The following is a 24,860-nucleotide window of genomic DNA, read 5'->3' as shown; positions in this document are numbered from 1 at the left end:
GAGACCATGGCGAAGACGGCCGCTGGCAACGAGACGGCAGACAAGGGGAAGGCGGCATCCGCGCGCGCCTTTTCCGGCTTTGAGCGCATGGTGGCCTGGCGCTATCTGCGCGCCCGCCGCAAGGAAGCCTTCATCTCCGTGATCGCCGGCTTCTCCTTCATCGGGATCATGCTGGGTGTTGCGACCCTGATCATAGTCATGGCCGTGATGAACGGCTTTCGCACCGAACTCGTCTCGCGCATCCTGGGCATCAACGGCCATATGATCGTCCAGGCCGTCGACCAGCCCCTGAGTGATTATGCCGGGCTTGCCGAACGTTTTGCGGCAGTCCCGGGCGTCACCATGGCGCTGCCGTTGGTCGAGGGCCAGACGCTGGCCTCGGGTCGTGAAGGGGCCGGCAGCGGCGCGCTCGTGCGCGGCATCCGGCCGGATGATTTGACCAAGCTCACCGTCGTGTCGTCCAACATCCGCTCCGGGGACATGGTCGGCTTTGCCACGGGGCAGGGCGTCTTGATCGGATCGCGCATGGCCGCGCAGCTTGGTCTGGCCGCGGGCGACACCATCACGCTGGTCTCGCCGGAGGGCGATGTCACGCCGCTCGGTGTCAATCCGCGCGTCAAATCCTACCCGGTCTCCGGCATCTTCGAGATCGGCATGTCCGAGTATGACGCCTCGATCATCTATATGCCGCTCGAGGAGGCCCAGCTTTATTTCAACGTCGAGGGCATCGTCCAGTCGATCGAGCTCTTCATCGCCGATCCCGACGCCGTCGACGAGCTGCGCCCGCAGATCGAGGAGGCCGCCGGTCGCCAGATCTTCCTCACCGACTGGCGCCAGCGCAACCAGACCTTCTTCTCCGCACTGCAGGTCGAGCGCAATGTCATGTTCATGATCCTGACGCTGATCGTTCTGGTCGCCGCCTTGAACATCATCTCCGGCCTGATCATGCTGGTGAAGGACAAGGCAAGCGACATCGCCATCCTGCGCACCATGGGCGCGACCTCGGGCGCGATCATGCGGATCTTCTTCATGACGGGTGCCGCGATCGGCACGGTTGGCACGATCGCCGGCGTCTTTCTGGGCGTGATCGTCTGTCTCAACATCGAGAGCATCCGCCAGTTCTTCTCCTGGGTCTCCGGCACCGTGCTCTTCGATCCGGAACTCTATTTCCTGAGCCAGCTGCCGGCCGACATGAACATGAGCGAGACGCTCTCCGTCGTCATCATGGCACTCAGCCTGTCCTTCATGGCGACCATCTTCCCGGCCTGGCGGGCTTCGCGCCTGGATCCGGTTCAGGCCCTGCGTTACGAATGAGGATGCCGAAATCAATGGCAAAAGACGTGGTTCTCACGCTCACCGGCATCGATCGCCATTATGGCCAGGGCGAGACAGTCCTCTCGATCCTCAAGGGGGCGGACTTCACGCTGCGAAGCGGTGAGACGGTCGCGCTGGTCGCGCCGTCCGGAACCGGCAAGTCGACGCTTCTGCATGTGGCGGGGCTGCTCGAACACCCCGACGGCGGCGAAGTCACCGTGGGCGGTGTCGCCTGCCAGGAGCTCGGCGATGAGGAGCGCACCGCCATCCGCCGCAAGTCGATTGGCTTCGTCTATCAGTTTCACCATCTCCTGCCGGAATTCTCCGCGCTGGAAAATGTAATGATGCCGCAGCTGATTGCGGGACTGTCCAAGCCGGAAGCCGCAGAACGCGCCAAGCAGCTTCTTGACTATATGCGCGTCGGCCACCGTGCCGACCACCGGCCTGCCGAATTGTCCGGCGGTGAGCAGCAGCGTGTCGCCATTGCCCGTGCGGTTGCCAATGCGCCGCTTGTCTTGCTCGCAGACGAGCCGACCGGCAACCTTGATCCGGAGACGGCGAGCTACGTCTTCTCGGCGCTTGAAGCGCTCGTCCGCCAGTCCGGTCTTTCGGCCATGATCGCGACCCACAATCACGACATCGCGCGCCGCATGGATCGCTGTGTGACCCTCGTCGACGGCAAGGTCGTCGAACTCGAGGTCTAAGACCCAAATCCCAGTCTGAAGCAGGCCCGTGCCTCGGTAGAATCGCTCTACCGAGGTTCACGGTCTTTTTGGGTTGACTTTGGAACAAGATAAGAACAAAATAAAAACATAAAGGGACAAGGAGACAGAGATGACCGATATTCTTCGCGACGTTGCTGCATTTGCCTCGATGGCCGTCTTCGTATCCAGCATGACTCTGCTGATGATGGCTCTCTGAAATTAAGGGCGGCAAAGCTGGTGAGGAAGGCTTTGCCGCCCGACTTCCTTCTGGACTTCGCGGACGCGAAGACCGAAAATCCCGACCGATTCATGAAGCAAGGAATGAAGCGGTATGGGCGAGGACAGCGTCGTTAAGGAAGCGTCCGGTGGGCTGGGCAATGGCCCCGGTTTTGTGCATCTGAGGGTGCATTCCGCCTATTCGCTGCTCGAAGGCGCTCTGCCGCTTAAGAAGATCCTCGGCAAGGCTGTTGCCGATGAGCAGCCGGCGATCGCAATCACCGATACCAACAATCTCTTCGTCGCGCTGGAGTTCTCCCAGAAAGCACTCGGGGACGGTATCCAGCCGATCATCGGCTGCCAGCTCTCGATCGACATGGAGGATGCCACCGGTGAAAAACGCGGTGGCAACGGGCATCTCCCGGATCTGCCCTCAGTCGTTGTTCTGGCCTCTGACGCAGACGGGTATGAACGGCTCGTCGATCTGGTGAGCCGTGCCTATCTCGGTGGCGATGCCGGGCAGCCGACGCATGTGAAGCTCTCCTGGTTCGAGGAGAGCGGCACTGAAGGGCTGATCCTGCTCACTGGCGCTGGCGGCGGTCCTGTCGACAGGATGCTGAAAGACGGGCACAAGGCTCAGGCGGAAAGCCGGCTTCTTGCGCTGAAACAACTGTTCGGTGATCGGCTCTATGTCGAACTCCAGCGGCACGGGGAATACGATCGCACGCATGAGCGGCGCATGGTGCAGCTCGCCTATCAGCATGATATTCCGCTGGTCGCCACCAACGAGGCCTTCTTCCCGGCGCGGGATGACTATGACGCCCATGACGCCTTGATGGCTGTGGCCCACAACGCCATCGTCTCCAACGATGACCGCTTCCGTCTGACCCCGGATCATTATCTGAAGAGCCGGGCAGACATGATGAAGCTCTTCGCCGATCTGCCGGAAGCGCTCGAGAATTCCGTCGAGATCGCACGACGCTGCTCCTTCATCCTCGATACCCGCAAGCCGATCCTGCCGCGCTTCACCGGCGGCAGTGATGACCCGGAAGAGGCCGAACGCGAGGAAGCGCTCGAGCTTCGCCGCCAGGCGGTCGAGGGTCTCGACCAGCGCCTCGCGGCGCTCGGCATGGCGCCGGGCTACGAGGAAAAGGATTACCGCGAGCGGCTGGAATTCGAGCTCTCGGTCATCGAGCGCATGAAGTTTCCGGGCTACTTCCTGATCGTTTCGGACTTCATCAAATGGGCCAAGCAGCATGACATCCCGGTCGGCCCGGGCCGTGGTTCCGGTGCGGGCTCGCTGGTTGCCTATGCGCTGACGATTACCGACGTCGATCCGCTTCGCTTCTCGCTGCTCTTCGAGCGCTTCCTCAATCCGGAACGCGTCTCGATGCCCGACTTCGACATCGACTTCTGCCAGGAGCGCCGCGAAGAGGTCATCCGCTACGTCCAGCGTAAATATGGCCGCGAGCAGGTGGGCCAGATCATCACCTTCGGTTCGCTGCAGGCCCGTGCGGCTCTGCGCGACGTCGGCCGCGTGCTCGAAATGCCCTATGGTCAGGTCGACAAGATCTGTAAGCTCGTGCCGAACAATCCGGCCAATCCGACGCCGCTGTCGAAGGCGATCGAGGAGGAGCCGAAGCTGCGCGAGGCGGCCGACGAGGAGCCTGTCGTCGCGCGCCTCCTGGAAATCGCCCAGAAGATCGAAGGCCTCTACCGTCACGCCTCGACCCACGCCGCCGGTATCGTCATCGGTGACCGCCCGTTGTCGAAGCTGGTGCCGATGTATCGCGATCCGCGCTCGGACATGCCGGTCACCCAGTTCAACATGAAATGGGTCGAACAGGCCGGCCTCGTGAAGTTCGACTTCCTCGGCCTGAAGACGCTGACCGTTTTGAAGACGGCGGTCGATTTCGTCGAGGAACAACGGGGCATCAAGGTCGATCTGGCGGCGATCCCGCTCGATGACGTCAAGACCTATGACATGCTGTCACGCGGCGAAACCGTCGGCGTCTTCCAGGTGGAAAGTGCCGGCATGCGCAAGGCCCTGATCGGCATGCGCCCGGACTGCATCGAGGACATCATCGCGCTCGTGGCGCTCTACCGTCCGGGCCCGATGGAGAACATCCCCGTCTACAACGCCCGCAAGCATGGCGAGGAGGAGGTTGCCTCCGTCCATCCGAAGATCGATTACCTCTTGAAGGAAACCCAGGGCGTTATCGTCTACCAGGAGCAGGTCATGCAGATCGCTCAGGTCCTGTCGGGCTACTCGCTCGGCGAAGCCGACCTTCTGCGCCGCGCCATGGGTAAGAAGATCAAAGAGGAAATGGACAAGCAGTCCGCCCGTTTCGTCGACGGTGCGATGAAGAATGGCGTGTCCAAGCCCCAGGCGACCAACATCTTCGAACTCTTGGCCAAGTTCGCCAACTACGGCTTCAACAAGTCGCACGCGGCAGCCTACGCTATCGTCTCCTATCAGACGGCCTACATGAAGGCGCATTATCCGGTCGAGTTCCTCGCCGCCTCGATGACGCTCGACATGTCGAACACGGAAAAACTGGTCGACTTCCGCCAGGATGCCGGCCGTCTCGGCATCGAAGTGGTGCCGCCCTCGGTCCAGACCTCCTACCGCCATTTCCAGACCGGCCCGAACCGCATCTATTACGCGCTCGCCGCCATCAAGGGCGTGGGTGAAGGTGCCGTGGACCACATCGTCGAGGTACGTGGCGACAAGCCCTTCGACAGCATCGAGGACTTCTGCCTCAGGATCGACCCGAAGCAGATCAACCGACGCGTCTTCGAAAGCCTGATTGCCGCCGGCGCCTTCGATTGTTTCGGCCGCGACCGCGCCGAGCTCGTCGGCAGCATCGACAGGATCATGGGGTACGCCCAGCGCGCCCAGGAAAATGCCGTCAGCGGCCAGTCCGACATGTTCGGTGCAGGCGGCGCGAGCGGCCCCGAGCGCATTGCCTTTGCACCCTACACGCCTTGGCTCTCCTCCGAAAAGCTGATGCGCGAATTTCAGGTGCTCGGCTTCTATCTGTCTGCACACCCGCTTGATGCCTATCGCGACCTGCTGGAAAAGCTGCGCGTTCAGAACTTTGCGGATTTCTCGGTGGCGGTGAAGCAGGGCGCGACGGCGGGCCGCCTTGCCGGCACGGTCATCTCGAAGCAGGAGCGCAAGACCCGCACCGGCAACAAGATGGGCATCGTGACATTTTCGGATGCGTCGGGGCAGTACGAGGCCGTTCTGTTCTCGGAAGGTCTGAACCAGTATCGCGATCTTCTGGAAGCGGGAAAGTCTCTCGTCATCACGGTTCAGGCCGAGGAACGACCCGAAGGTATCGGCCTGCGCATTCAGACGGCCCAGTCGCTGGAAGAGCAGTCGATCCGGATGCAGAAGGCCATGCGGGTCTATGTCCGCGATTCCGGCCCCTTGCGTGCCGTGGCAGCCCATCTCAACGCCCGCGGCGACGGCCTCGTCTCCTTCATAGTCATCAAGGACGAGGGACAGCGCGAGATCGAGGTCGAACTCACCGAGCGCTTCCGGATTTCGCCGGAGATCGCAGCGGCGATGCGCTCGACGCCCGGCGTTCTGGATGTGGAGCTGGTCTGAGTTCAGGCCTTCGGCCTGGCCCGCGTCACGGTGATGAAATCCGTCCCGTTCCCGGTCTCGGAACCGAGCCCCGTGTCGGAAATGGTGATCGATGACCCTTCGCTCAGCATGGTCTCGATGCGGGCGCGCAGCTCATCGGGCATCACGATGCGCGAAAGCGCAGCTTCAGCCGTGAAGAGTGCAGGATCGTCTGCGGGGATCGTGATCCCAAGCCGCTTCTGGGTAGAGGCGGGCAGGTGGTCGTCGAGCGTCACGCCGCGCCACACCGCCTTGCGCTTGAAGCGGTCGACATCGGTCGCTTCGAGGAAATGGGTGCCCAGCGCCTTTTCAGGCTCCTTGAGATCGATGGGGGCAGAGAAGAGCGGCTGGAACTTCTGCCGGATCATCAACTGGCCCATGGGCGGATGGTCTTCGCCGGCTTGCTCGTAGAGCGCAACCAGGAACGGCTTCGACAGGATTTCCGGATCCTTTTCGATGGCATTCTTGTCCTTGAAGGCCTTGATCGCCGCAATTGTCCGCGAGCCAAGCAGACCGTCCGGAACGCCGGAATCGAAGCCCAGCTGGTTCAACAGCCGCTGCACGTCCATCGCGACATCGCGCTGGGTGCGGCGTGTGATGAGGATCCTGAGCGGTGGCGGCTCCTCGATCGTCAGCTTGGTCTCCGCACCGCTGCGGGGTGTGACGGAATTCATCGCCACTTCCACAGGCTTCAGTCCCGCCTCAACCCGGCCGGGCCGCAATTCGACGTCCGACAAGAGCCCACCATCGTCGACTGGCAGCCTCGGCGTGAACAGATTGGCGTGGACGACAGGCTTGGGCACCACCGGATCGTCGGTGATGATCACGTGCGCCCCGCGTTCGGTCATCTGGAACAGCGTCTTGGCAAAGCCGTTCGGCAGGCGCACGCAGCCATGCGAGGCCGGATGGTTCGGAACCTTGCCCTCATGCAGGGCAATCCCCGACCATGTCAGCCGCTGCATGAAGGGCATCGGCGCGTTCGAATAGAGATTAGACTCGTGATATTTGCGCTTTTCCAGGATCGAAAAGATGCCGGAAGGCGTCGTGTGCCCGGGTTTGCCGGTCGAAACCTTGGACGTCGCCACGACCTTGTCGCCGTCATAGACGGTGAGCGACTGATCGGCCTTCGAGACGAAGATCTGCAACGGACCCTCCGCGGCCAGTGCCGTGCTGGCCGCAAGAGATAGGCTGAAGGCGAGGGCGAAACGCTGAAACATGGTCGACCACTTGAAACGCAAAACTGAATGCAAGCAGTCTATGAGGCGATGTTTAAGAAAAGTTTTGTGAAACGGCAGAGCGCGGCCTTGTCACGTCGCTGTGATCAACTGTCCACAGGTGTCACATCAAGCTCACGATCAGAGGCCGGCAGTCGGGCGTGGTCGAAGCTGCGGCGAAGCAACCGCCAGCAGCAGCGCGGCGATCGGCAGAGAGAATGCGTGGCCGAGATGCTTGAAGCCGAGCGCCCCGACAAGTCCGCCCAGGAAAAACATGCCGACGATCGGCAGCAGAATGGAAAGCTTTCGGCCGTCCGCCACGATCGGTGGGTGGTCGAGAGCACGCGCAAGGCTGCAATAGGCGAGCTTGCCGAGCTCGATCCCCATGTCGGTGATCATGCCGGTGAGGTGGGTGGTGCGGATGCGCGCGCCCGATATCTTGGTGATCGTCGCGTTCTGCAGCCCCATCACGAAGCAGAGCAGCACTGCGGTGACCGGGGCGGCGGCTTCAGGGGAAACCACGGCGCCAATCCCGGCAAAGGCAATCAGCAACCCGGATTCGAGCGCCAGCGGATAGGCATATTGCTGCCGCCGCGCATGGCGCCGTGCCCAGTTGATCAGAATGGCCGAGCAGGCAGCGCCGAGGATGAAGCTGACGAGAAGCACGACGCCTGAGCCAACAAGGCCGAAGAGCCCGAGTGCCAGGTTGTCGGCGATCGCGGAGACGATGCCGGTCATATGCGAGGTATAGTGCCCGATCGCCAGAAAGCCGCCGGCATTCATCGCGCCGGCGACGAAGGCGAGGATCGCGCCAAGCATCAGGTCGTTGCGCCCTGTCCTTCGATGAGCCGCTGCAATCCGAAACAGCCGCAGCCGCCCGGTATGGCTGCCGGCTCGCCGAGGCTGATCTTTGTCGATGCCGCTGGCTGCATGCGTCACGTGGTGGCCTATCGTTTGGATGGGAAGGTGTAACCCGTCTGCACGGTCCCCTTGCCGAACTTGTCGCGCAATTTGTCCATGGCCGCCTCTGCCGCCGCCCGCCGGGATGCCTGTGCATCCACGAGATCGGGCGGATCGGCCAAGGTCGAATCCTGCAGATCGCTGACGCCGATGCCGATCAGGCGAAACTTCGTGCCGTCGGTTTCCTTCTCGAGCAGCGACATGCCGATCCGGAAGATGCGGTCGGCAAGCTGCGTCGGATCGTCCAGCCGCCGGTTGCGCGTGCGCAGCTTGAAGTCCGACGTCTTGAGCTTCAAAACGACCGTCTGACCGGCAATCGCATGCCGCTTCAGCCGCCAGGCCACTTTCTCCGAGAGTGCGCGCAGATGCACCACGAGATCATCGAGACGGTGGATGTCCTCGAAGAATGTCGTTTCCGCCGACACGCTCTTGGCCGGGTCATTGGGATGCACGGTGCGATCGTCGATCCCACGGGCCAGGCGCGCCAGACGCTGCCCCATCGTGCCGTAGCGCCGCATCAGATCGGTCTCGTCCATCACCTGCAGCTGGCCGATCGTGCGGATCCCATCCGCATGCAGCGTCGCGGCAAAGGCTTTTCCGACGCCCCAGATCATCGTCACCGGCTTGTCCGCGAGAAAGGACAGTGCCTTGGCTTCGCCGATGACCGAGAAGCCCCGCGGCTTCTGCAGGTCGGACGCCACCTTCGCCAGAAACTTGCAGTAGGACAGGCCGACGGAAACGGTGATGCCGATCTCCTGCTCGATGCGCCGGGCAAGCCGGGCAAGAACCCGCGCCGGCGGATCGTGGTGCAGCAGTTCCGTACCCCTCAGATCGAGGAAAGCCTCGTCGATCGAGATCGGCTGCACCAACGGCGTCAGCTCCTCCATCATCGCCCTGATCTCGCGGCCCACGCGCGCATACTTCTCCATGTCCGGCCTGATCACCACCGCCTGCGGGCAGGCCTCGAGCGCCTTGAACATCGGCATGGCAGAGCGCACGCCATGGATGCGGGCGACATAGCAGGCGGTCGACACCACGCCGCGCTTGCCGCCGCCGATGATCACGGGCTTGTCGATCAGTTCGGGATTGTCGCGCTTTTCCACGGACGCATAGAAGGCATCACAGTCGAGATGGGCGATTGAGAGGTCGTAGAGTTCCGGATGATAGACCAGCCGTGGGCTGCCGCAGGCGCGGCAACGGCGCACGCCTTCGGCCTGCCCGGTCAGACAGTCTCGACAGAAGCCGGCATGGAGGACGGGTGCGCTAGTCATGGCAGGAACAAAGGTTGAACATCGCCACCATAAGCCGCGCGATGGCGGGAGACAAGTCCGAGCGGGCCCGGATGCGCAACTCTCTCAGGTCAGGAGGCGAAATGACTGCGGATGACCCTTGCCGCCTCCGACCAGTTGTCGACGCGCTGCACGGTTTCCGGCGGGTCCGGGGCAAATTGGAAGATCTCGAGCGGTGGCGGCAGGTAGATCAGCAGGCATTCCGGCACATGCGCGCCGACCGAATGAAGGTTGTGGACCATGTCATCGATGAAGGCGAGGGGCAGGGACCTTTCCGCATGAAGGGCTGCCACCATCGGTCCTTTCGCCTCTTCGGTGGCGATCATCGGAAAGTCGAGCGTCAGCTGGTCGAGCAGCCTGCGCCGCACCTCGGCATGGCGCGGCGGCATGGCGGTCAGGAAGACGAGATCGCTATCTGCGCCAAGCGCGTGAAGGCTCTCCACCGCATCGGCAAAAGGCGTCTGCCAGCGCTCCTGCTCGGTGAAGAAGTCGTCGATCAAGGCTTTCACGGCAGGCGCCTCGACGACGCTCTCGTCGGTGCCATTGACGATATTGCCGGTCAGCTTGAAGGAGCGCGGCAGCAGCCGATGTCCCCGCGTCTGCAGGAAAGACTCGAACGGTGTCGCAAACTGCAACACCACGTCGTCGACGTCGCAGACGATCAGCGGCCGGTCGCGGAGCCGGATGTGTTGAAGGTCGGTCAGCATCAGAAATCGGCGCTGTCGAAGCTCGGACCCGCATAGCGGTGATAGGCCTCGACCACCGATTCGGGTTTGGTCTCGGTTGCCGCGCAAAAGGCCATGAGCGTCGGCTCGTGCTGCATCAGGAATTCCAGCATGCCGGCAAGGAAGGCCGGGTCATTCACCGCCTGGCGCAACTGCCCCGGCTGCACACCGGACAGCGCCAGAAAACGCGACAGCATATCCGGTTCATTGGCCAGCCAACCTAGCACGGCAACCGCAGTCGCCTCGGCATCGGCCGGTATATCTCTGTTTTTCATAAAGTCTTTTCCTGTTGCTCTGGCAAATTACCGATTTCGAAACCAAATTGCACTAGCATGCTTGATGACGGAAGAAGCAACTCGCGCCGGGAATCCACGTCCCGGAGGCCCATCGGCGCGGGACAAGGGACCGGGTGAATGCCGAAAAAGGTTATGATTGTCGAAGACAACGAGCTGAATATGAAGCTCTTCCGCGATCTGATCGAGGCATCCGGCTATGAGACGGTGCAGACCCGCAACGGCATGGAAGCCATGGATCTCGCCCGGCGCCATCATCCCGATCTCATTCTGATGGATATTCAGTTGCCCGAGGTCTCAGGTCTCGAAGTGACCAAGTGGCTGAAGGACGATCCCGAACTGCACGTCATCCCGGTCATCGCCGTCACGGCCTTTGCCATGAAGGGTGATGAGGAGCGCATCCGCCAGGGGGGCTGCGAGGCCTATGTCTCCAAGCCGATCTCGGTGCCGAAGTTCATCGAGACGATCAAGACCTATCTCGGAGATGCGTGAGGACCGACAGCCATGACTGCCCGCATCCTGGTCGTTGACGATATTCCCGCCAATGTGAAGCTGCTCGAAGCGCGGCTGATGGCGGAGTATTTCGACGTCCTGACCGCAAGCAATGGCCGCGACGCCCTCGATATCTGCGACCGGACCCAGGTCGACGTCATCCTGCTAGACATCATGATGCCGGAAATGGACGGGTTCGAGGTTTGCGAGCGGCTGAAGTCCAATCCGCGCACGGCCCATATCCCCGTCGTCATGGTCACCGCGCTCGACCAGCCTTCCGATCGCGTCCGCGGCTTGAAAGCCGGTGCCGATGACTTTCTGACCAAGCCGGTCAACGATCTGCAGCTCATTTCTCGCGTGAAGAGCCTGGTGCGCCTCAAGACGCTCACGGATGAATTGCGCATTCGCCACGACTCGACCCGCCAGGCCGGTCTCGACGATATGCTGCGCCTGCAGGATGGCCGCCTGGAAGAACAGGCGCATGTTCTCCTCGTCGACAGCCGCGGCGCATCGCAGGAGCGCATCATCAAGGCGCTGAAGCCGATTGCCGAGGTGTCCGCCATGTCGGATCCGCAGGCGGCGGTCTTCGAGGCGGCGGAGAACAGTTTCGACCTCGTGATCGTCAATGGCAATCTGGAAGACTACGATCCCCTGCGGCTCTGCTCGCAGATCCGGTCGCTGGAGCGCACGCGCTTCATTCCGATCCTGTTGATCACGGAGCAGGGCGACGAGCAGATGATCATCCGGGCGCTCGATCTGGGCGTCAATGACTACATCGTCCGTCCACTCGACCCCAACGAACTGATTGCCCGCTCGCTGACCCAGGTGCGCCGCAAGCGCTATAATGACCGTCTGCGCAACAGCGTACGCCAGACGATCGAACTCGCCGTCACCGACGCTCTGACGGGCCTGCACAATCGTCGCTACCTCGACACCCATCTGCGCACGCTCTTTGCCCGCGCCAAGGTCCGCGGCCGTCCCCTGACGATCTGCATCACCGATATCGACCGCTTCAAGCAGGTCAATGATGTCTACGGCCATGATGCCGGGGATGAGGTGCTGAAGGAGTTTGCCGGGCGCATCCGGTCGACGGTGCGTGGCGCCGATCTTGCCTGCCGCTTCGGCGGCGAGGAGTTTGTCGTCGTCATGCCCGACACGCCGGCGGAAGCCGCAGCCGCCGTCGCTGAGCGTCTGCGTGGCATGATCGAGGCGCGGCCCTTCCAGCTGCGCTCGGGCGAGACACCGTTGATGCTGACGGCCTCCATGGGGATCGCGACCCTGATGCCCGGGATCGATACACCCGAGCAACTCCTGAAGCAGGCTGACCGCGCGCTCTACGAAGCCAAGAATTCCGGCCGCAACAGAGTCGTTGCCGCCGCGGCTTGAGCGTTTTGTGTCAGGAATTTCCTGCTTTGCTCGATTTTGATCCTAGCCCGGCAAGATGTTCACAGCTTTATTGATGCTGGTCGCCTGAGCAGGGGCGCCAGATCCTGCTGCGTTTTTGAGCAGTTACAAAGGCACCTATCCATTATTTCCGGAATAGACCTGCGCGAGCCGGAGGCTCATTGCGTCAACCAAAGCTGACATGTGCTTAGTGATCTTTGTATTTAATTGAATATTAGATTGCGCTTTGGCGGGTGAGACCTGCTCGCCTTTCGCGAGGGCATGCAGCGCGGAGAAACTAGACTTGGGACTTTGCCAAATGAACTGAGGGTATTCTAAAAGATTAATGTGTGTAGAACTGACTATCACCTTCCAAGCACAAGATCATCCGCGGCTAATTTAACCATATTGGAGCGATGATCCGCGCCTCAGTTAATAAACTGTTGATTTTTTTCTCTACGTGAGAGAACTTGCACCCATCAGACAAGACCTCTGCGGAGGTTGAGAATACCCCATGATGCTCAGGTCCGCCGCATCTCCTGGGTCGTGGGGTCGGTCGGTTGGTATGTGACGTCAAAACGGTTCCTCGTGCCGTGTCCCATGCCGACCGACCCCCTAATTGAAAAACACCGGTTTCCGCGAGGGAGCCGGTGTTTTTCGTTTTGGACATCCGTGACGTCAGGCAGGACTGCAAAAGAAAAAGGCGCGCCGCAGAACGGCACGCCTTTTTGAGAAGCCTTCGATCAAGTCTTACTTGATCTTGGTTTCCTTGAACTCGACATGCTTCTTAGCAACCGGGTCGTACTTGGTCTTCGTCATCTTGTCCGTCATGGTACGGCTGTTCTTCGTGGTTACGTAAAAGAAACCCGTGTCAGCCGTCGACAGAAGCTTGATCTTGATGGTTGTAGCCTTGGCCATGGTCGTCCTGCCTCTAATAAACGAAGCCGTGGACGACCGAACGAGGCCCACGGCAAATCTGGCGCGAAACTACAAATCGCGCCTGAAAAGTCAAGTGCGTTTCGGCTTAAAAAGCAGGCGTCCCAGGGAAAGCACCACATAGAGGGCGAAGAAGCCGGCAATTGCCCATGCAAAGCCGTCATTGCCGGTGATGTCAATGGCGGCTCCGATCGCCTGCGGGCCGGCAACAGTCCCCACGGCATAGCAGAAGATGAAGGCCGCGTTCGCGGCAGCAAGATCAGCACCGGTGAGTCGCGAGCCGAGATGGCTCAAGCCGACGGTATAGAGACCGGACACGCAGCCGCCCCAGAACAGAAGCACGATGGCCATCAGGTGCCAGTGGTCGGAAAGCCAGGGCAGGGCGAGCGATCCCGCAAGCCCGATGACGGCGAGTGCAGAGAGAAGCTTGCGGCGGTCGCGCATTCGGTCGGAGAGGAGCCCCAGCGGGATCTGGAAGACCATGTTGCCAATTCCCATGACGGTGAGCAGAAGCGCTGCCTGTGTCTCGGTGAAGCCGCTGCGGGTGGCATAGATCGGGAAGAGCGACAACCCGCCGGCCTCGACCGCCCCGAAGACGAAGACCGCCACGGTCGCTGTCGGCACAAGGAAGATGTAGCGGAAGAAATGCATCTCCGGCTTTTCGCCCAGCACAGGGCTTTCGTGGCGAGCGATATAGATCGGGATGGCAGCCGCCAGGATCGCCACGGCACCCACGGCAAAGGGCAGCAGTCCGTCACTGCCGATCACCGAGAAGAGCAGGGGACCGCAGGCAAAGCCGACCGCCAGCATCGTGGCATAGATGCCCATGACCAAACCGCGCTTGCGCGACGGTGCTGCGGCATTGATCCAGAACTCCGAGAGAATGAAGAGCGTGGTTGTCGCGCCATGGAAAACGATGCGCAGCGGAAACCACATCCAGAACTGCGTGGCGTAGTAGAAGCCAACCGCGCTGATCGCCGACAGCAGGACCGCCCACAGCATGGTCGGCACGACACCGAACTTGTGGGCGAGCTTGGTCGTCACCGGTGCGGCAGCCATCGCGGCAATGCCGGCCATGGCGGAGTTCAGCCCGATCAGCGTGGAGGAAATGCCGCGCTTTTCGAGAATGATGCTGAGCAGTGGCAAGCCGAGCCCGATGGCAATGCCGACAGCGGAGATCGAAGCAATCGCCGCCACGAGAGAGGGCCAGTGTATCTCTTCACGATGGCCGTTCAGGCCCTGTTTCGCCTCAGACATCGGACACCCGGTCGTTGATGTCAGGTCCCAGCCTGCGATCGAGACGCAGGCAAGCGGGTGTCGAAATCTGTGATGGCATCGGCGCGTATTAGCTCCCGGGCGTCGTCGATCGGCGCGGCATGTTCAGACCGGAAATCGCGCACCTGTCAAGCGCTTCTGATCTCTCGCGGCGAATCAAGCCGGCGACTTTTTTGGACCTTTAACGATAAACCGCCACAGCCACGTGACGGCTGAGTGACTTAGTCGCGTCCCTCGACGAAGGCTTCCGGCTCGTCTTCCTTGCCGCCAAAGCCATGCATGCGCAATGCCCATTGCAGGCCAACGACGCCACCCTTGATCGGCTGCAGGCACAGAAGCGAGGTCACCACGCCGATCGGAGCCCAGATCGCGAAATGCACCCAGGCCGGCAGCACGAAGACCAGATCGGTTGCCATGAAGCCGCCGACCAGCACATGGCCGAGGATCAGGATGACCAGATAGGCCGGCAGGTCGTCTGCCCGATGATGATGATAGTCCTCTCCACAGGCGGCACAGTTGTCGACCACCTTGAGGTAGCTGCGGAACAGCTTGCCGGATCCGCAGGCGGGGCACTGGTTCAGCATGCCGCGCTTGATCGAGCGCCCGAGTGGGCGGTCGGTCTTGTCGCTGGCGCCATATTGCATGGTCACTGGGGTCTGATTAACGGTCATGTCCTGCCTCCGGGGCAAAAGGGTCAACGTCGCGAGCGTGGCGGACGCGTGCCGGGCTGCTTGCGCCCGTTCCGCCGTCCCGCCTTGTGGAAGGAACGCGTCGCCACCGGCATCTTGCGTCCCTCGCTCAGCATCTCGAAGCGCAGCGCACCGGCGAGCGGCACAGCTTCCACCAGACGAACCTCGACGGTATCGCCGAGCTGATAACCGAGCCCGGACTTCTCGCCCGTTAGGGCCTGATGCGCTTCGTCGTAGATATAGTAGTCGCGACCCAATGTTGAAACCGGGATGAAGCCATCTGCGCCAAATTGCGGCAGGCTGATGAAGAGGCCCGACTTCGTCACGCCGCCAACCTGACCCTCGAATTCGTCGCCGATGCGACCGGCCAGGTGATGCGCGATCAGCCGGTTGATCGTATCGCGCTCAGCCGCCATGGCCCGCCGCTCGAAGGTCGAGATCTCGGCCGCGATATCTTCGAGGCTTGCTTCCTCGTCCGGCGTGATGCCGCCTTCGCCGAGGCCCAAAGAGCCAACCAGCGCCCGATGCACGATCAGGTCGGCATAGCGCCGGATCGGCGAGGTGAAGTGCGCATACTTCATCAGATTGAGGCCGAAATGGCCGATATTGTCGGGGCTGTAGATCGCTTGGCTCTGGCTGCGCAGCACCATCTCGTTGACCATGGTCTGGTGCGGGGTGCCCTCAGCCTTGGCAAGGATGCCGTTGAACGAGTTGGACCGCATGTTGCCGCCCTTGACCAGCGACATGCCAAGCGTCGCCAGAAACTCGCGCAGCACTTCCTGCTTGGCAAGTGTCGGCGCGTCATGGATGCGGTAGATCAGCGGCTGGCGCTTCTTCTCCAGCGTCTCGGCAGCCGAGACGTTGGCCTGGATCATCATCTCCTCGATCAGCTTGTGCGCATCGAGGCGTTCCGGGACGTGCACGCGATCGACCGTGCCGTCCTCCTTGAGGATGATCTTGCGTTCGGGCATGTCGAGCTCGAGCGGCTGGCGACGGTCGCGACCGCGCTTCATCACCGCATAGGCATGCCAGAGCGGCTTCAGGATAGGTTCCAGCAGAGGACCGGTCTTGTCGTCAGGCTTGCCGTCGATCGCGGCTTGCGCCTGCTGGTAGGAAAGCTTGGCCGCACTCTTCATCATGATGCGATGGAAGGTGTGGCCTGCCTTGCGGCCCTCATGCGAGAAGACCATGCGCACGGCGAGAGCCGGACGGTCGACACCCTCACGCAGCGAGCAGAGATCGTTGGAGATCCGCTCGGGCAGCATGGGAACGACGCGATCGGGGAAGTAGACGGAATTGCCGCGCTTCAGCGCCTCGCGATCGAGCGCCGATTTCGGCCGGACATAATAGGACACATCGGCGATGGCGACGGTGACGATGACGCCGCCCTCATTATCGGGCGAGGGGTCGAGCTCGGCATAGACGGCGTCGTCATGGTCCTTGGCATCATGCGGATCGATGGTGATCAGCGGCAGGTCGCGCCAGTCCTCGCGATGCGACATCGAGGCGGGCTTGGCCGCCTCGGCTTCTGAAATCACGGACTGCGGGAAGATATGCGGGATGCCATGCGCATGAATGGCGATCATCGAGATCGCCTTTTCGGATGCGACAGAGCCGACCACCGTCAGCACCTTGGCACGTGTCAGGCCCATGCGCGCTGCACGGCCGACCTCCACCTCGACCAGATCGCCGTCCTTGGCCTCACCCAGATCGCTGGCATCGATCTGCATTTCTTCGCCACGACGATCGATCGGCATCAGGCGTGCGCCGCCGTCGGGCATCATCCTGACGACGCCCATGACCGAGCCCACATGCCGGTCAAGGATCTTGATGACCCGCGCCGTATAGGCGGGCCCGGAGCGGTCCTTGTTGGTGAAGATCTTGGCGAGCACCCGGTCGCCGAGCCCGCCAACCGGTGTCTTGCCCTTGGACCGGTCCGAGCTCGACTGGCGGATCAGCACCGCCGGTGCGGCACCGGCCTCATCGGGCCACTCGGCCGGACGGCCGATCAGTTCGCCATCCTTGTCGCGCGTCGTGATGTCGAGAACGGTCACCGGGGGCAGGGCGCCCGGCCGCGTCAGAGACTTGCGGCTCTTCTGCACCAGCCCGTCATTTTCCAGATCCTTCAGGGCCTGCTTGAGCTCCACCCGCTGCTCGCCCTTGAGGCCAAAGGCCTTGGCGATCTCACGCTTGGAGGCGCGATCCGGGTTCTCCGTGATGAACTGCATGAGAACATCACGCGGCGGAACCTCGCCGTGGATCAGGGCCGCCGGGTTGCCGGCCTTGGCCTTGGCCGCGCCTTCCGCACGCCGGCTCTTGCGGTTGCCGGAGCCGGGGATCTCGGAGGGGTCGCGGAATTTCTTGCTCAAGTCGCACTCTTCTTCGTTGTCTTCGCCTTCGCAGCCGTCTTGGCCGGGGCCTTCTTGGCAGCGGCCGCCTTCGGCTTCGCAGCGGCCTTCTTCGGCTTTTCGGCAGCGCCGTCATCCGACTTTGCCTTGGCAGCCTTGGCCGGAGCCTTCTTCGCCTTCGTCTTGCCGCCGCCATCCTTGGCCGCGCGCTCGGCGATCAGTACCAGCGCTTCCTCAACGGTCACGCTCTGTGGATCCTTGCCCTTCGGCAGGGTCGCATTCACCTTGCCCCAGTTCACATAGGGACCGTAGCGCCCGTCACGAACCGTAATCGCGCCGCCGTCGGGATGTTCCCCGAGTTCCTTGAGGGCTGCGGCCGCCGTCCGGCCACGGCCGCCCGGGCCCTTGCTCTGCTTCTCGGCGAGCACGGTCACGGCGCGGTTGATGCCGATGGAGAGCACATCTTCGATGCCTTCCAGGTTGGCATAGGTGCCGTCATGCAGCACGAAGGGTCCGTAGCGCCCGAGACCGGCCGTGATCATCTTGCCGGTTTCCGGATGCGGACCGACGTCGCGCGGCAGCGAGAGCAGCGACAGCGCCTTCTCGAAATCGATATCGGCCGGCGACCATCCCTTGGGCAGCGAGGAGCGCTTGGCTTCCTTGCCGTCGCCGCGCTGGACATAGGGTCCGAAGCGCCCGGAGCGCAGCGTGATTTCCTCGTCGGTCACCGGATCCTTGCCCAGCGCCCGCGGCTCGTTGCTGCCATTGGCTTCGGCTTCCGCGCCGCCTTCGGAGGTTAGCTGGCGCGTGTAATTGCATTCCGGATAGTTGGAGCAGCCGACAAAGGCGCCGTACTTGCCAAGCTTAAGCGACAGGTTGCCGGTGCCGCAGACCTGGCAGATGCGCGGATCCGATCCGTCCTCGCGCTTCGGGAAGACGAGCGGCGCCAGCGCCTCGTTCAGCGCGTCCAGCACGTTCGTGACGCGCAATTCCTTGGTGTCTTCGATCTGGGCGAAGAAGTCCTGCCAGAAGTTGCGCAGCACGTCCTTCCAGTTCAGTTCGCCGGCCGAAATCTTGTCGAGTTTCTCCTCGAGATCGGCGGTGAAATCGTATTCGACATACTTCGTGAAGAAGTTCTCGAGAAACGCCGTGACCAGCCGTCCCTTGGAATGCGGGATCAGCTTCCGCTTGTCCATGATGACATATTCACGGTCACTCAGCGTCTTCAGCGTCGCCGCATAGGTGGAGGGTCGGCCGATGCCGAGCTCTTCCATCTTCTTGATCAGCGAGGCTTCCGAATAGCGCGGCGGCGGCTCGGTGAAGTGCTGGCTGGCATTCACCTTCTGCTTGGCCAGTGCCTCGCGGGCATTGATCTCGGGCAGGCGGCCATCCTCGTCGTCACCATCTTCCGGTGCTTCGCCTTCTTCGCGCTGGTCCGTATAGGCGGCAATGAAGCCGTCGAAACGGATGACCGAGCCCACGGCGCGGAGACCTGCCTTGTCACCCTTGTTGTCGGCGAGGATCTCAACCGTCGTGCGCTCGATTTCCGCCGAAGCCATCTGACTCGCGATGCCGCGCTTCCAGATCAGGTCGTAAAGGCGCATCTGGTCTGCATCAAGGAAGCGCCGCAGCTTGTCCGGCGAGCGATTGAAATCGGTCGGGCGAATGGCTTCGTGCGCTTCCTGGGCGTTCTTCGCCTTGGTCGAATAGAAGCGCGGCTTCTCCGGCACGTAGCGCGGACCGAACTGATCGAGCACGGCGGCACGGGCAGCGTCGATGGCTTCCGGGGCCATCTGCACACCGTCGGTACGCATATAGGTAATGAGACCGACGGTCTCGCCGCCGATATCGATACCTTCGTAAAGCTTCTGGGCGACCTGCATGGTGCGCGACGCCGAGAAGCCGAGCTTCGAGGAGGCGGCCTGCTGCAGGGTTGAGGTCGTGAAGGGTGGGCCTGGATTGCGCTTGACGGGCTTCGCCTCGACGCTGTCGACGGCATAGGCCGCGCCATCGAGGAGCGCCTTGATCTGGTTGGCCTGTTCGCCATTCGTCACGGAGTTGCGTTGGATGCGCTTGCCGAGATGCGAAACGAGCTTCGCCTCGAATTCATCGCCCCGCGGCGTCTTCAGGAGCGCGGAGATGTTCCAGTATTCTTCAGCGACGAAACGCTCGATTTCCGTCTCGCGGTCACAGACAAGACGGAGCGCAACGGACTGTACGCGGCCAGCAGAGCGTGCACCCGGCAGCTTGCGCCAGAGAACCGGTGAAAGGTTGAAGCCGACGAGATAGTCCAGTGCGCGGCGGGCGAGATAGGCATCCACCAGCGGTGTGTCGATGTCGCGCGGATTGGCCATGGCATCGAGCACGGCCTTCTTGGTGATCGCATTGAAGACGACGCGCTTGACCGGCTTGTCGCCGATGACGCGCTTCTTCTTCAGGAGATCGAGCACGTGCCAGGAAATGGCTTCGCCTTCGCGATCCGGGTCGGTTGCGAGGAACAGGCCGTCGGATGACTTCACCGCGTCGGCGATATCCTTCATGCGCTTCTGGGATGCGCCATCCACCTCCCAGAACATCTCGAAATCCTGGTCCGGCAGAACGGAGCCATCCTTGGCTGGCAGATCGCGCACATGGCCGAACGAGGCGAGCACCTTGTATCCGGAGCCCAGATACTTGTTGATCGTCTTGGCCTTGGCCGGGGATTCTACGACTACGACGTTCATTGGATAGCTGTACCTTCAACGCATCCGATCAGTGGCACCGCACCACAGTCTTCGGAACACGGTTTTCCGACATGGAGGGCGAAACGGCTGCGGTCAAGAGGCGCGGCCTATTTTCCGACCTATGGACACATACAACCGGAGGAAGATCATAGGTAGATTGCAATCTAGGATAAATGCTCTATTGTGGTCGTGCGAGATATGGCGAGGCCAGGTTGTGGCGGCCTCTGGTGGTGACGGGCGAGAGCGATGGCACGAGACACAGGCGAAACGAATGGTCGCGCAAACCGCACGATGGAAAACATCGCCTATATCAGACAGATGCTCGCCGAGCTGCGCATGGTGGCCGAGAACGAAGGCGCCGAAATGCTGTGTTACCTGATCGAGATGGCCTATGTGGAGGCTGGAGACGTCCAGTCCGGCCGCCGCTCGCTGTCAATCAATCATGCTCAGCGAGACAAAGCCACCCGCATGCCGTTCTAGCCGGCCCGCAATGTCGAGTTCCAGCAGGACCAGATAGACCGAGGAGGCGGCAAGCCCGGTATGCCGGATGATATCGTCGATCTCGACCGGCGTCGGCCCGAGTGCCTCGACGATCACGAGGCGCTCATCATCATTGGGCGGCGGTGCAAGGGCGTGCTCCCGGCCTTCCTCGCTATCCGGCTCGTCTGCCTCGTTCTGCGAAAAGAGATCGACTTGCGAGATCGGCGCCAGCGCCTGCAGCACGTCCTGCGACCTGGTCGTCACCGTCGCCCCATCCTTCAGTAGCCCGTTGGTGCCTTCGCAGCGCGGATCGAGCGGCGAACCCGGAACGGCAAACACCAGCCTGCCGAACTCGCCGGCAAGCCGAGCCGTGATCAGAGAGCCCGACCGCGCCGCAGCCTCGATGACGACAACGCCCAGGGCCACACCCGCAATCAGCCGGTTGCGCCGGGGAAAATCCCGCGCCCGCGGCTCCCAGCCGAAGGGCATTTCAGAGATCGCAAGACCTCGACCACTGCAGATCTGGTCGAGCAGGTCGACATTCTCGGGAGGGTAGGGCTGGTCGAGCCCGCCGGCCATTGCCGCGATCGTACCGCTGTCGAGACTGGCACGATGCGCGGCGGCATCGATGCCGCGGGCGAGACCGGATACGACGCAGTAGCCGGCTCTGCCGATCTCCCGGGCCATCATCGCCGCAAACTTTGCGCCACTGATCGAGGCATTGCGCGACCCGACGATCCCGACGGACGGAAGGTTCGCAATGCCGAGATCGCCTTTCGCGGCAATCAGGGGAGGAGCCGCATCGATCTGCCGCAGTGCCGGGGGATAGTCGGGTTCGCCAATGCCGATGAAGCAGGCGCCGAGACGATGCGCAGTCTCGATCTCACGCTCGGCTTCGGCGACGGTGGCAACCCGGATGCTGCGCGTCGATCCGCCCCGCCGGGAAAGCTCTGGAAGCGCGTCCAGCGCAGCTTCGGCGGAACCGAAATGGTTGATGAGATCGCGAAACGTCGCCGGTCCGACATTGTCGCTGCGAATGAGCCTGAGCCAGGCGATCCTCTGGCGGTCCGTCAGCGCAATCCCTTTTCGTCTTGCGCCGTCTGACCCCATGGCTCTCCTCTAGCCCTTTTTGCCGATCTTGCTTTCGGTGCCCGCGATCAGCCGCTCGATGTTCTGCTTGTGACGCCAGTAGGTGATGACGGTCATGACTGCCGTCACGAGCGCCGCCTCTTCAACCCCAAGTATCCACAATGCAACCGGAATGACAAGTGTGGCGACAAGGGCAGACAACGAAGAGTAGCGGGTGATGAAGGCGACCGAGAGCCAGGCAACCGCAAAGACGAGAACCATCAGCGGCGCCACGCCGAGCAGCGTTCCGATATAGGTCGCGACACCCTTGCCGCCCTTGAAGCCCAGCCAGACTGGGAAGAGGTGGCCGATGAAAGCGGCGAAGCCGCCGAAAAGGCCGGCATTATGGCCAAACACCGCATGCGCAATCAGCGCCGCTGCCGTGGCCTTCAAGGCGTCGAGCAGGAGCGTCGCAGCCGCAAGCTTCTTGTTGCCGGTGCGCAGGACATTCGTTGCGCCGATATTGCCCGAGCCGATCGAGCGCAAGTCGCCAAGCCCGGCCATCTTGGTCAGCACCAGGCCGAAGGGGATGGAGCCCAGCAGGTAGCCGAATACGAGAACGATGGCGAGATTGCCCCAGCCGAGGGCGGAAAAGTCGATCATGGGGATCCGTCTCCTCTTGGATTCCTTAGAGTGCGTGGACGCACTGGCCGCCGACATAGGTCGCAACGGCCCGGCCCGAAAAACGAGCATCTTCGAACGGTGTGTTCTTCGACCGCGCAAGCAGGCTGTCGCGCGAGACGAGCCAGGGTTCATCGAGATCGATGAGCGCGATATCGCCAGGCGCTCCGGGCTTCAGCGTGCCGCCCGGAAGGCCGAAGATCTCCGCCGGCCGCGTCGACATGGCATCGATCAGCCGCATCAGCGGCACCTGACCGGCATGGTGCAGGCGAAGGGCGGCCGAGAGCATGGTCTCAAGCCCGATCGCACCATCCGCTGCCTCGCCGAAAGGCAGACGCTTGGTGTCCACGTCCTGCGGATCATGCGAGGAGACGATGATGTCGATCTGACCCTTGGCCAGCGCATCGACCATCGCCATCCGATCGTCTTCCGAGCGCAGCGGCGGATAGAGCTTGAAGAAGGTCCGGTACTCGCCGATATCGTTTTCGTTGAGGCTCAGATGGTTGATCGAGATGCCGCAGGTGACCTTGGCGCCGCGCTTGCGGGCCACCTCGATCGCCTCCACCGATTCCGGTACGGAAATCTGCGAGGCGTGATACTTGGCCCGCGTCAGCGCCGCGATGCGCAGATCACGTTCGAGCGGAATGATTTCGGTTTCCTTTGGAATGCCCGACAGACCGAGCCAGCTCGCAAGCAGCCCTTCATTCATCACGCCGTTGGCGGCGAGATATTTTTCGCGCGTTTCGAGCGCGATCACGGCGCCGAACTCCCGGGCGTAAGTCATGGCCCGCCGCAGCACCTGCGTGTCGTTGAGCCCATAGCGGCCGTTGGTGAAGGCAACCGCTCCGGCCTGCTGGAGCATGCCCATTTCCGTCATTTCCGCGCTGGTCAGCCCCTTGGTCAGGGCCGCTGCCGGATACACATTGACGTCGGCCGTGTCGCGCGCCGTCTTCTTGACGAATTCGACGAGAGCGATGTCGTCGATGACGGGATCGGTTTCCGGCATCATGATGAAGGACGTGATGCCACCGGCCGCTGCCGCCTTGCTGGCCGAAGCAATGGTTTCGCGGTGTTCTGCACCGGGCTCGCCGACGAAGACGCGGGCATCAACAAGGCCCGGCATCGCCGTGAGACCCTGGCAGTCGCGGATATCGGCACCCTCGGGTGCGCCCTGGTTTTGCGCATCGGCGCCAGAAGCGAGGATCTTGCCGTCAGCGCCGACAATGATAGTGCCAACTTCCTCCAGCTTGCGCGAGGGATCGACGATCCGGACATTCTTGAGAACGAGAGGCTTTCTCATGCGCTCATTCCCTCCGAACGCGGTCCCTGGTTCTGCGAGACGAGCAGCGTCTCCATGACGGCCATACGCACCGCGACCCCCATCTCAACCTGGCTCTCGATCACGCTCTGCGGGCCATCGGCCACTTCGGAGGCGATTTCGACGCCGCGGTTCATCGGACCCGGATGCATCACGAGCGCATCCTCCTTGGCGGCCTTCAGCTTTTCGGCATCGAGGCCATAGAAGTGGAAATATTCGCGCACCGAGGGCACGAAGGAGCCGGACATGCGCTCGCGCTGCAGGCGCAGCATCATCACGACGTCAGCATCCTTGAGCCCTTCCTTCATGTCGTGGAAGACCTCGCAGCCCATGTCGGCAATGCCGGCGGGCAGAAGCGTCGCAGGCGCCACGACGCGCACCCGGGCGCCCATGGCGTTCAGAAGTAGGATGTTGGAGCGCGCCACGCGTGAATGCAGCACGTCGCCGCAGATCGCGACGATGATGCGCGACAGCTTGCCCTTGGCGCGGCGGATGGTGAGCGCATCGAGCAGCGCCTGGGTCGGATGTTCATGCTGTCCGTCGCCGGCATTGACCACAGCGCAGGCAACCTTTTGCGAAAGAAGGGCTGCCGCACCCGCCGAGGAATGCCGCACCACCAGCACGTCCGGCCGCATGGCGTTCAGCGTCATCGCCGTGTCGATCAGCGTTTCACCCTTCTTTACGGAGGAATTGCCGACCGACATGTTCATCACGTCGGCGCCCAGCCGTTTGCCCGCGAGCTCGAACGAGGCTTGCGTCCGCGTCGAGGCTTCGAAGAAGAGATTGATCTGGGTGAGGCCTCTCAGCGTGGAAGTCTTCTTCTCCCGCTGGCGGCTGATTTTGACGGCTTCGTCAGCCTTGTCCAACAGAAACGTAATGTCCTGCTCGGTGAGGCCCTTGATGCCGATGAGATGGCGATGGGGAAAGAAGACCATGGACGTCCTCCTGAGATGTCACGCGGTCTATAAAGTGTGGGATCGGACCCGGCAAGCACATGCTAGGTGGATTGACGCGCGGTCCCCATGTAATAGGAGCGAAGAGAAGGTAGGGAACACCGGCGTTTTTTGCGCCCTGGATGCTCCGACCAACGGAAAAATGACGAAGGCGAGGCGTTGGCG

General features: G+C 62.1%; 20 protein-coding genes. 6 read left to right on the top strand and 14 right to left on the bottom strand.

All coding sequences use genetic code 11. The annotated features are described in order from the left end of the window. Positions 1-6 precede the first annotated feature (6 nt). From FAA86_RS18335 to dnaE, 3 genes are all read left to right on the top strand, one after another. Entirely contained in the window at positions 7-1,314 is a 1,308-nt protein-coding gene (locus FAA86_RS18335) for a lipoprotein-releasing ABC transporter permease subunit (RefSeq protein WP_136542573.1), read from the top strand. 14 nt (positions 1,315-1,328) lie between these two features. Then, on the top strand, positions 1,329-2,018 hold the full coding sequence (locus FAA86_RS18330; RefSeq protein WP_136542572.1) for an ABC transporter ATP-binding protein: 690 nt from the start codon (positions 1,329-1,331) through the stop codon (positions 2,016-2,018). 331 nt (positions 2,019-2,349) lie between these two features. Then, a complete protein-coding gene (gene dnaE, locus FAA86_RS18325) occupies positions 2,350-5,850 on the top strand; it encodes a DNA polymerase III subunit alpha (RefSeq protein WP_136542571.1) in 3,501 nt (1,166 codons plus the stop codon). A 2-nt stretch (positions 5,851-5,852) separates the two neighbouring features. Here dnaE and FAA86_RS18320 read toward each other — a convergent pair whose 3' ends face one another. From FAA86_RS18320 to FAA86_RS18300, 5 genes are all read right to left on the bottom strand, one after another. Continuing rightward, entirely contained in the window at positions 5,853-7,085 is a 1,233-nt protein-coding gene (locus tag FAA86_RS18320; RefSeq protein WP_136542570.1) for a L,D-transpeptidase family protein, read from the bottom strand. Positions 7,086-7,223: 138 nt separating this feature from the next. Beyond that, entirely contained in the window at positions 7,224-8,021 is a 798-nt protein-coding gene (locus tag FAA86_RS18315) for a YoaK family protein (RefSeq protein WP_205910043.1), read from the bottom strand. 8 nt (positions 8,022-8,029) lie between these two features. Next, positions 8,030-9,313, bottom strand: coding sequence for a DNA polymerase IV (locus tag FAA86_RS18310; protein WP_136542569.1), 1,284 nt, complete (start codon positions 9,311-9,313; stop codon positions 8,030-8,032). Positions 9,314-9,402: 89 nt separating this feature from the next. Continuing rightward, a complete protein-coding gene (locus FAA86_RS18305) occupies positions 9,403-10,038 on the bottom strand; it encodes a hypothetical protein (protein WP_136542568.1) in 636 nt (211 codons plus the stop codon). Continuing rightward, positions 10,038-10,331 carry a DUF3572 domain-containing protein gene (locus tag FAA86_RS18300; protein ID WP_136542567.1) on the bottom strand — a complete coding sequence of 98 codons (294 nt, stop codon included), beginning with the start codon at positions 10,329-10,331 and terminating at the stop codon, positions 10,038-10,040. The genes FAA86_RS18305 and FAA86_RS18300 overlap by 1 nt, the downstream gene beginning before the upstream one ends. 138 nt (positions 10,332-10,469) lie before the next feature. Between FAA86_RS18300 and FAA86_RS18295 the strand changes: the two genes are divergently transcribed. Continuing rightward, on the top strand, positions 10,470-10,841 hold the full coding sequence (locus FAA86_RS18295) for a response regulator (protein WP_102019694.1): 372 nt from the start codon (positions 10,470-10,472) through the stop codon (positions 10,839-10,841). Positions 10,842-10,853: 12 nt separating this feature from the next. Continuing rightward, positions 10,854-12,227, top strand: coding sequence for a PleD family two-component system response regulator (locus tag FAA86_RS18290; protein WP_136542566.1), 1,374 nt, complete (start codon positions 10,854-10,856; stop codon positions 12,225-12,227). A 747-nt stretch (positions 12,228-12,974) separates the two neighbouring features. Here the strand turns inward: FAA86_RS18290 and rpmG are convergent. From rpmG to topA, 5 genes are all read right to left on the bottom strand, one after another. Continuing rightward, positions 12,975-13,142 (bottom strand): 50S ribosomal protein L33, encoded by a 168-nt coding sequence (gene rpmG, locus FAA86_RS18285; RefSeq protein ID WP_003547442.1) that lies wholly within the window; start codon positions 13,140-13,142, stop codon positions 12,975-12,977. Between the two features lie 90 nt (positions 13,143-13,232). After that, positions 13,233-14,417 carry an MFS transporter gene (locus FAA86_RS18280; protein ID WP_136542565.1) on the bottom strand — a complete coding sequence of 395 codons (1,185 nt, stop codon included), beginning with the start codon at positions 14,415-14,417 and terminating at the stop codon, positions 13,233-13,235. Positions 14,418-14,656: 239 nt separating this feature from the next. After that, positions 14,657-15,106, bottom strand: a complete 450-nt coding sequence (locus FAA86_RS18275) for a DUF983 domain-containing protein (protein ID WP_136542564.1) — start codon at positions 15,104-15,106, stop codon at positions 14,657-14,659. A gap of 23 nt (positions 15,107-15,129) precedes the next feature. Beyond that, positions 15,130-17,352 (bottom strand): ribonuclease R, encoded by a 2,223-nt coding sequence (rnr, locus tag FAA86_RS18270; protein ID WP_246035125.1) that lies wholly within the window; start codon positions 17,350-17,352, stop codon positions 15,130-15,132. A 137-nt stretch (positions 17,353-17,489) separates the two neighbouring features. Next, complete coding sequence (gene topA, locus FAA86_RS18265; protein WP_136542563.1) at positions 17,490-20,195, bottom strand: type I DNA topoisomerase; 2,706 nt, start codon at positions 20,193-20,195, stop codon at positions 17,490-17,492. Between the two features lie 246 nt (positions 20,196-20,441). Here topA and FAA86_RS18260 point away from each other — a divergent pair, with 246 nt between their 5' ends. Continuing rightward, the gene (locus tag FAA86_RS18260) at positions 20,442-20,675 is read left to right on the top strand and encodes a hypothetical protein (RefSeq protein ID WP_113459422.1); all 234 of its coding nucleotides are present in this window, start codon (positions 20,442-20,444) and stop codon (positions 20,673-20,675) included. Here the strand turns inward: FAA86_RS18260 and dprA are convergent. Genes dprA through FAA86_RS18240 form a run of 4 tightly spaced genes read right to left on the bottom strand, consistent with a single transcriptional unit; the run spans position 20,628 to position 24,677 of the window. Beyond that, positions 20,628-21,785 carry a DNA-processing protein DprA gene (gene dprA, locus FAA86_RS18255; RefSeq protein ID WP_136542562.1) on the bottom strand — a complete coding sequence of 386 codons (1,158 nt, stop codon included), beginning with the start codon at positions 21,783-21,785 and terminating at the stop codon, positions 20,628-20,630. The two genes, FAA86_RS18260 and dprA, sit on opposite strands and share 48 nt — an antisense overlap. A 9-nt stretch (positions 21,786-21,794) precedes the next feature. Continuing rightward, complete coding sequence (plsY, locus tag FAA86_RS18250; RefSeq protein WP_136542561.1) at positions 21,795-22,406, bottom strand: glycerol-3-phosphate 1-O-acyltransferase PlsY; 612 nt, start codon at positions 22,404-22,406, stop codon at positions 21,795-21,797. 25 nt (positions 22,407-22,431) lie between these two features. Further along, positions 22,432-23,724, bottom strand: a complete 1,293-nt coding sequence (locus tag FAA86_RS18245; RefSeq protein ID WP_136542560.1) for a dihydroorotase — start codon at positions 23,722-23,724, stop codon at positions 22,432-22,434. Next, positions 23,721-24,677 (bottom strand): aspartate carbamoyltransferase catalytic subunit, encoded by a 957-nt coding sequence (locus FAA86_RS18240; RefSeq protein ID WP_136542559.1) that lies wholly within the window; start codon positions 24,675-24,677, stop codon positions 23,721-23,723. The genes FAA86_RS18245 and FAA86_RS18240 overlap by 4 nt, the downstream gene beginning before the upstream one ends. Between the last annotated feature and the right edge of the window lie 183 nt (positions 24,678-24,860).

Source organism: Rhizobium rosettiformans W3 (assembly GCF_004912135.1).
GTDB lineage: Bacteria > Pseudomonadota > Alphaproteobacteria > Rhizobiales > Rhizobiaceae > Allorhizobium > Allorhizobium rosettiformans.
Note: the sequence above shows the minus strand (reverse complement) of the source record. Positions and strands in the feature narration are given on the sequence as shown.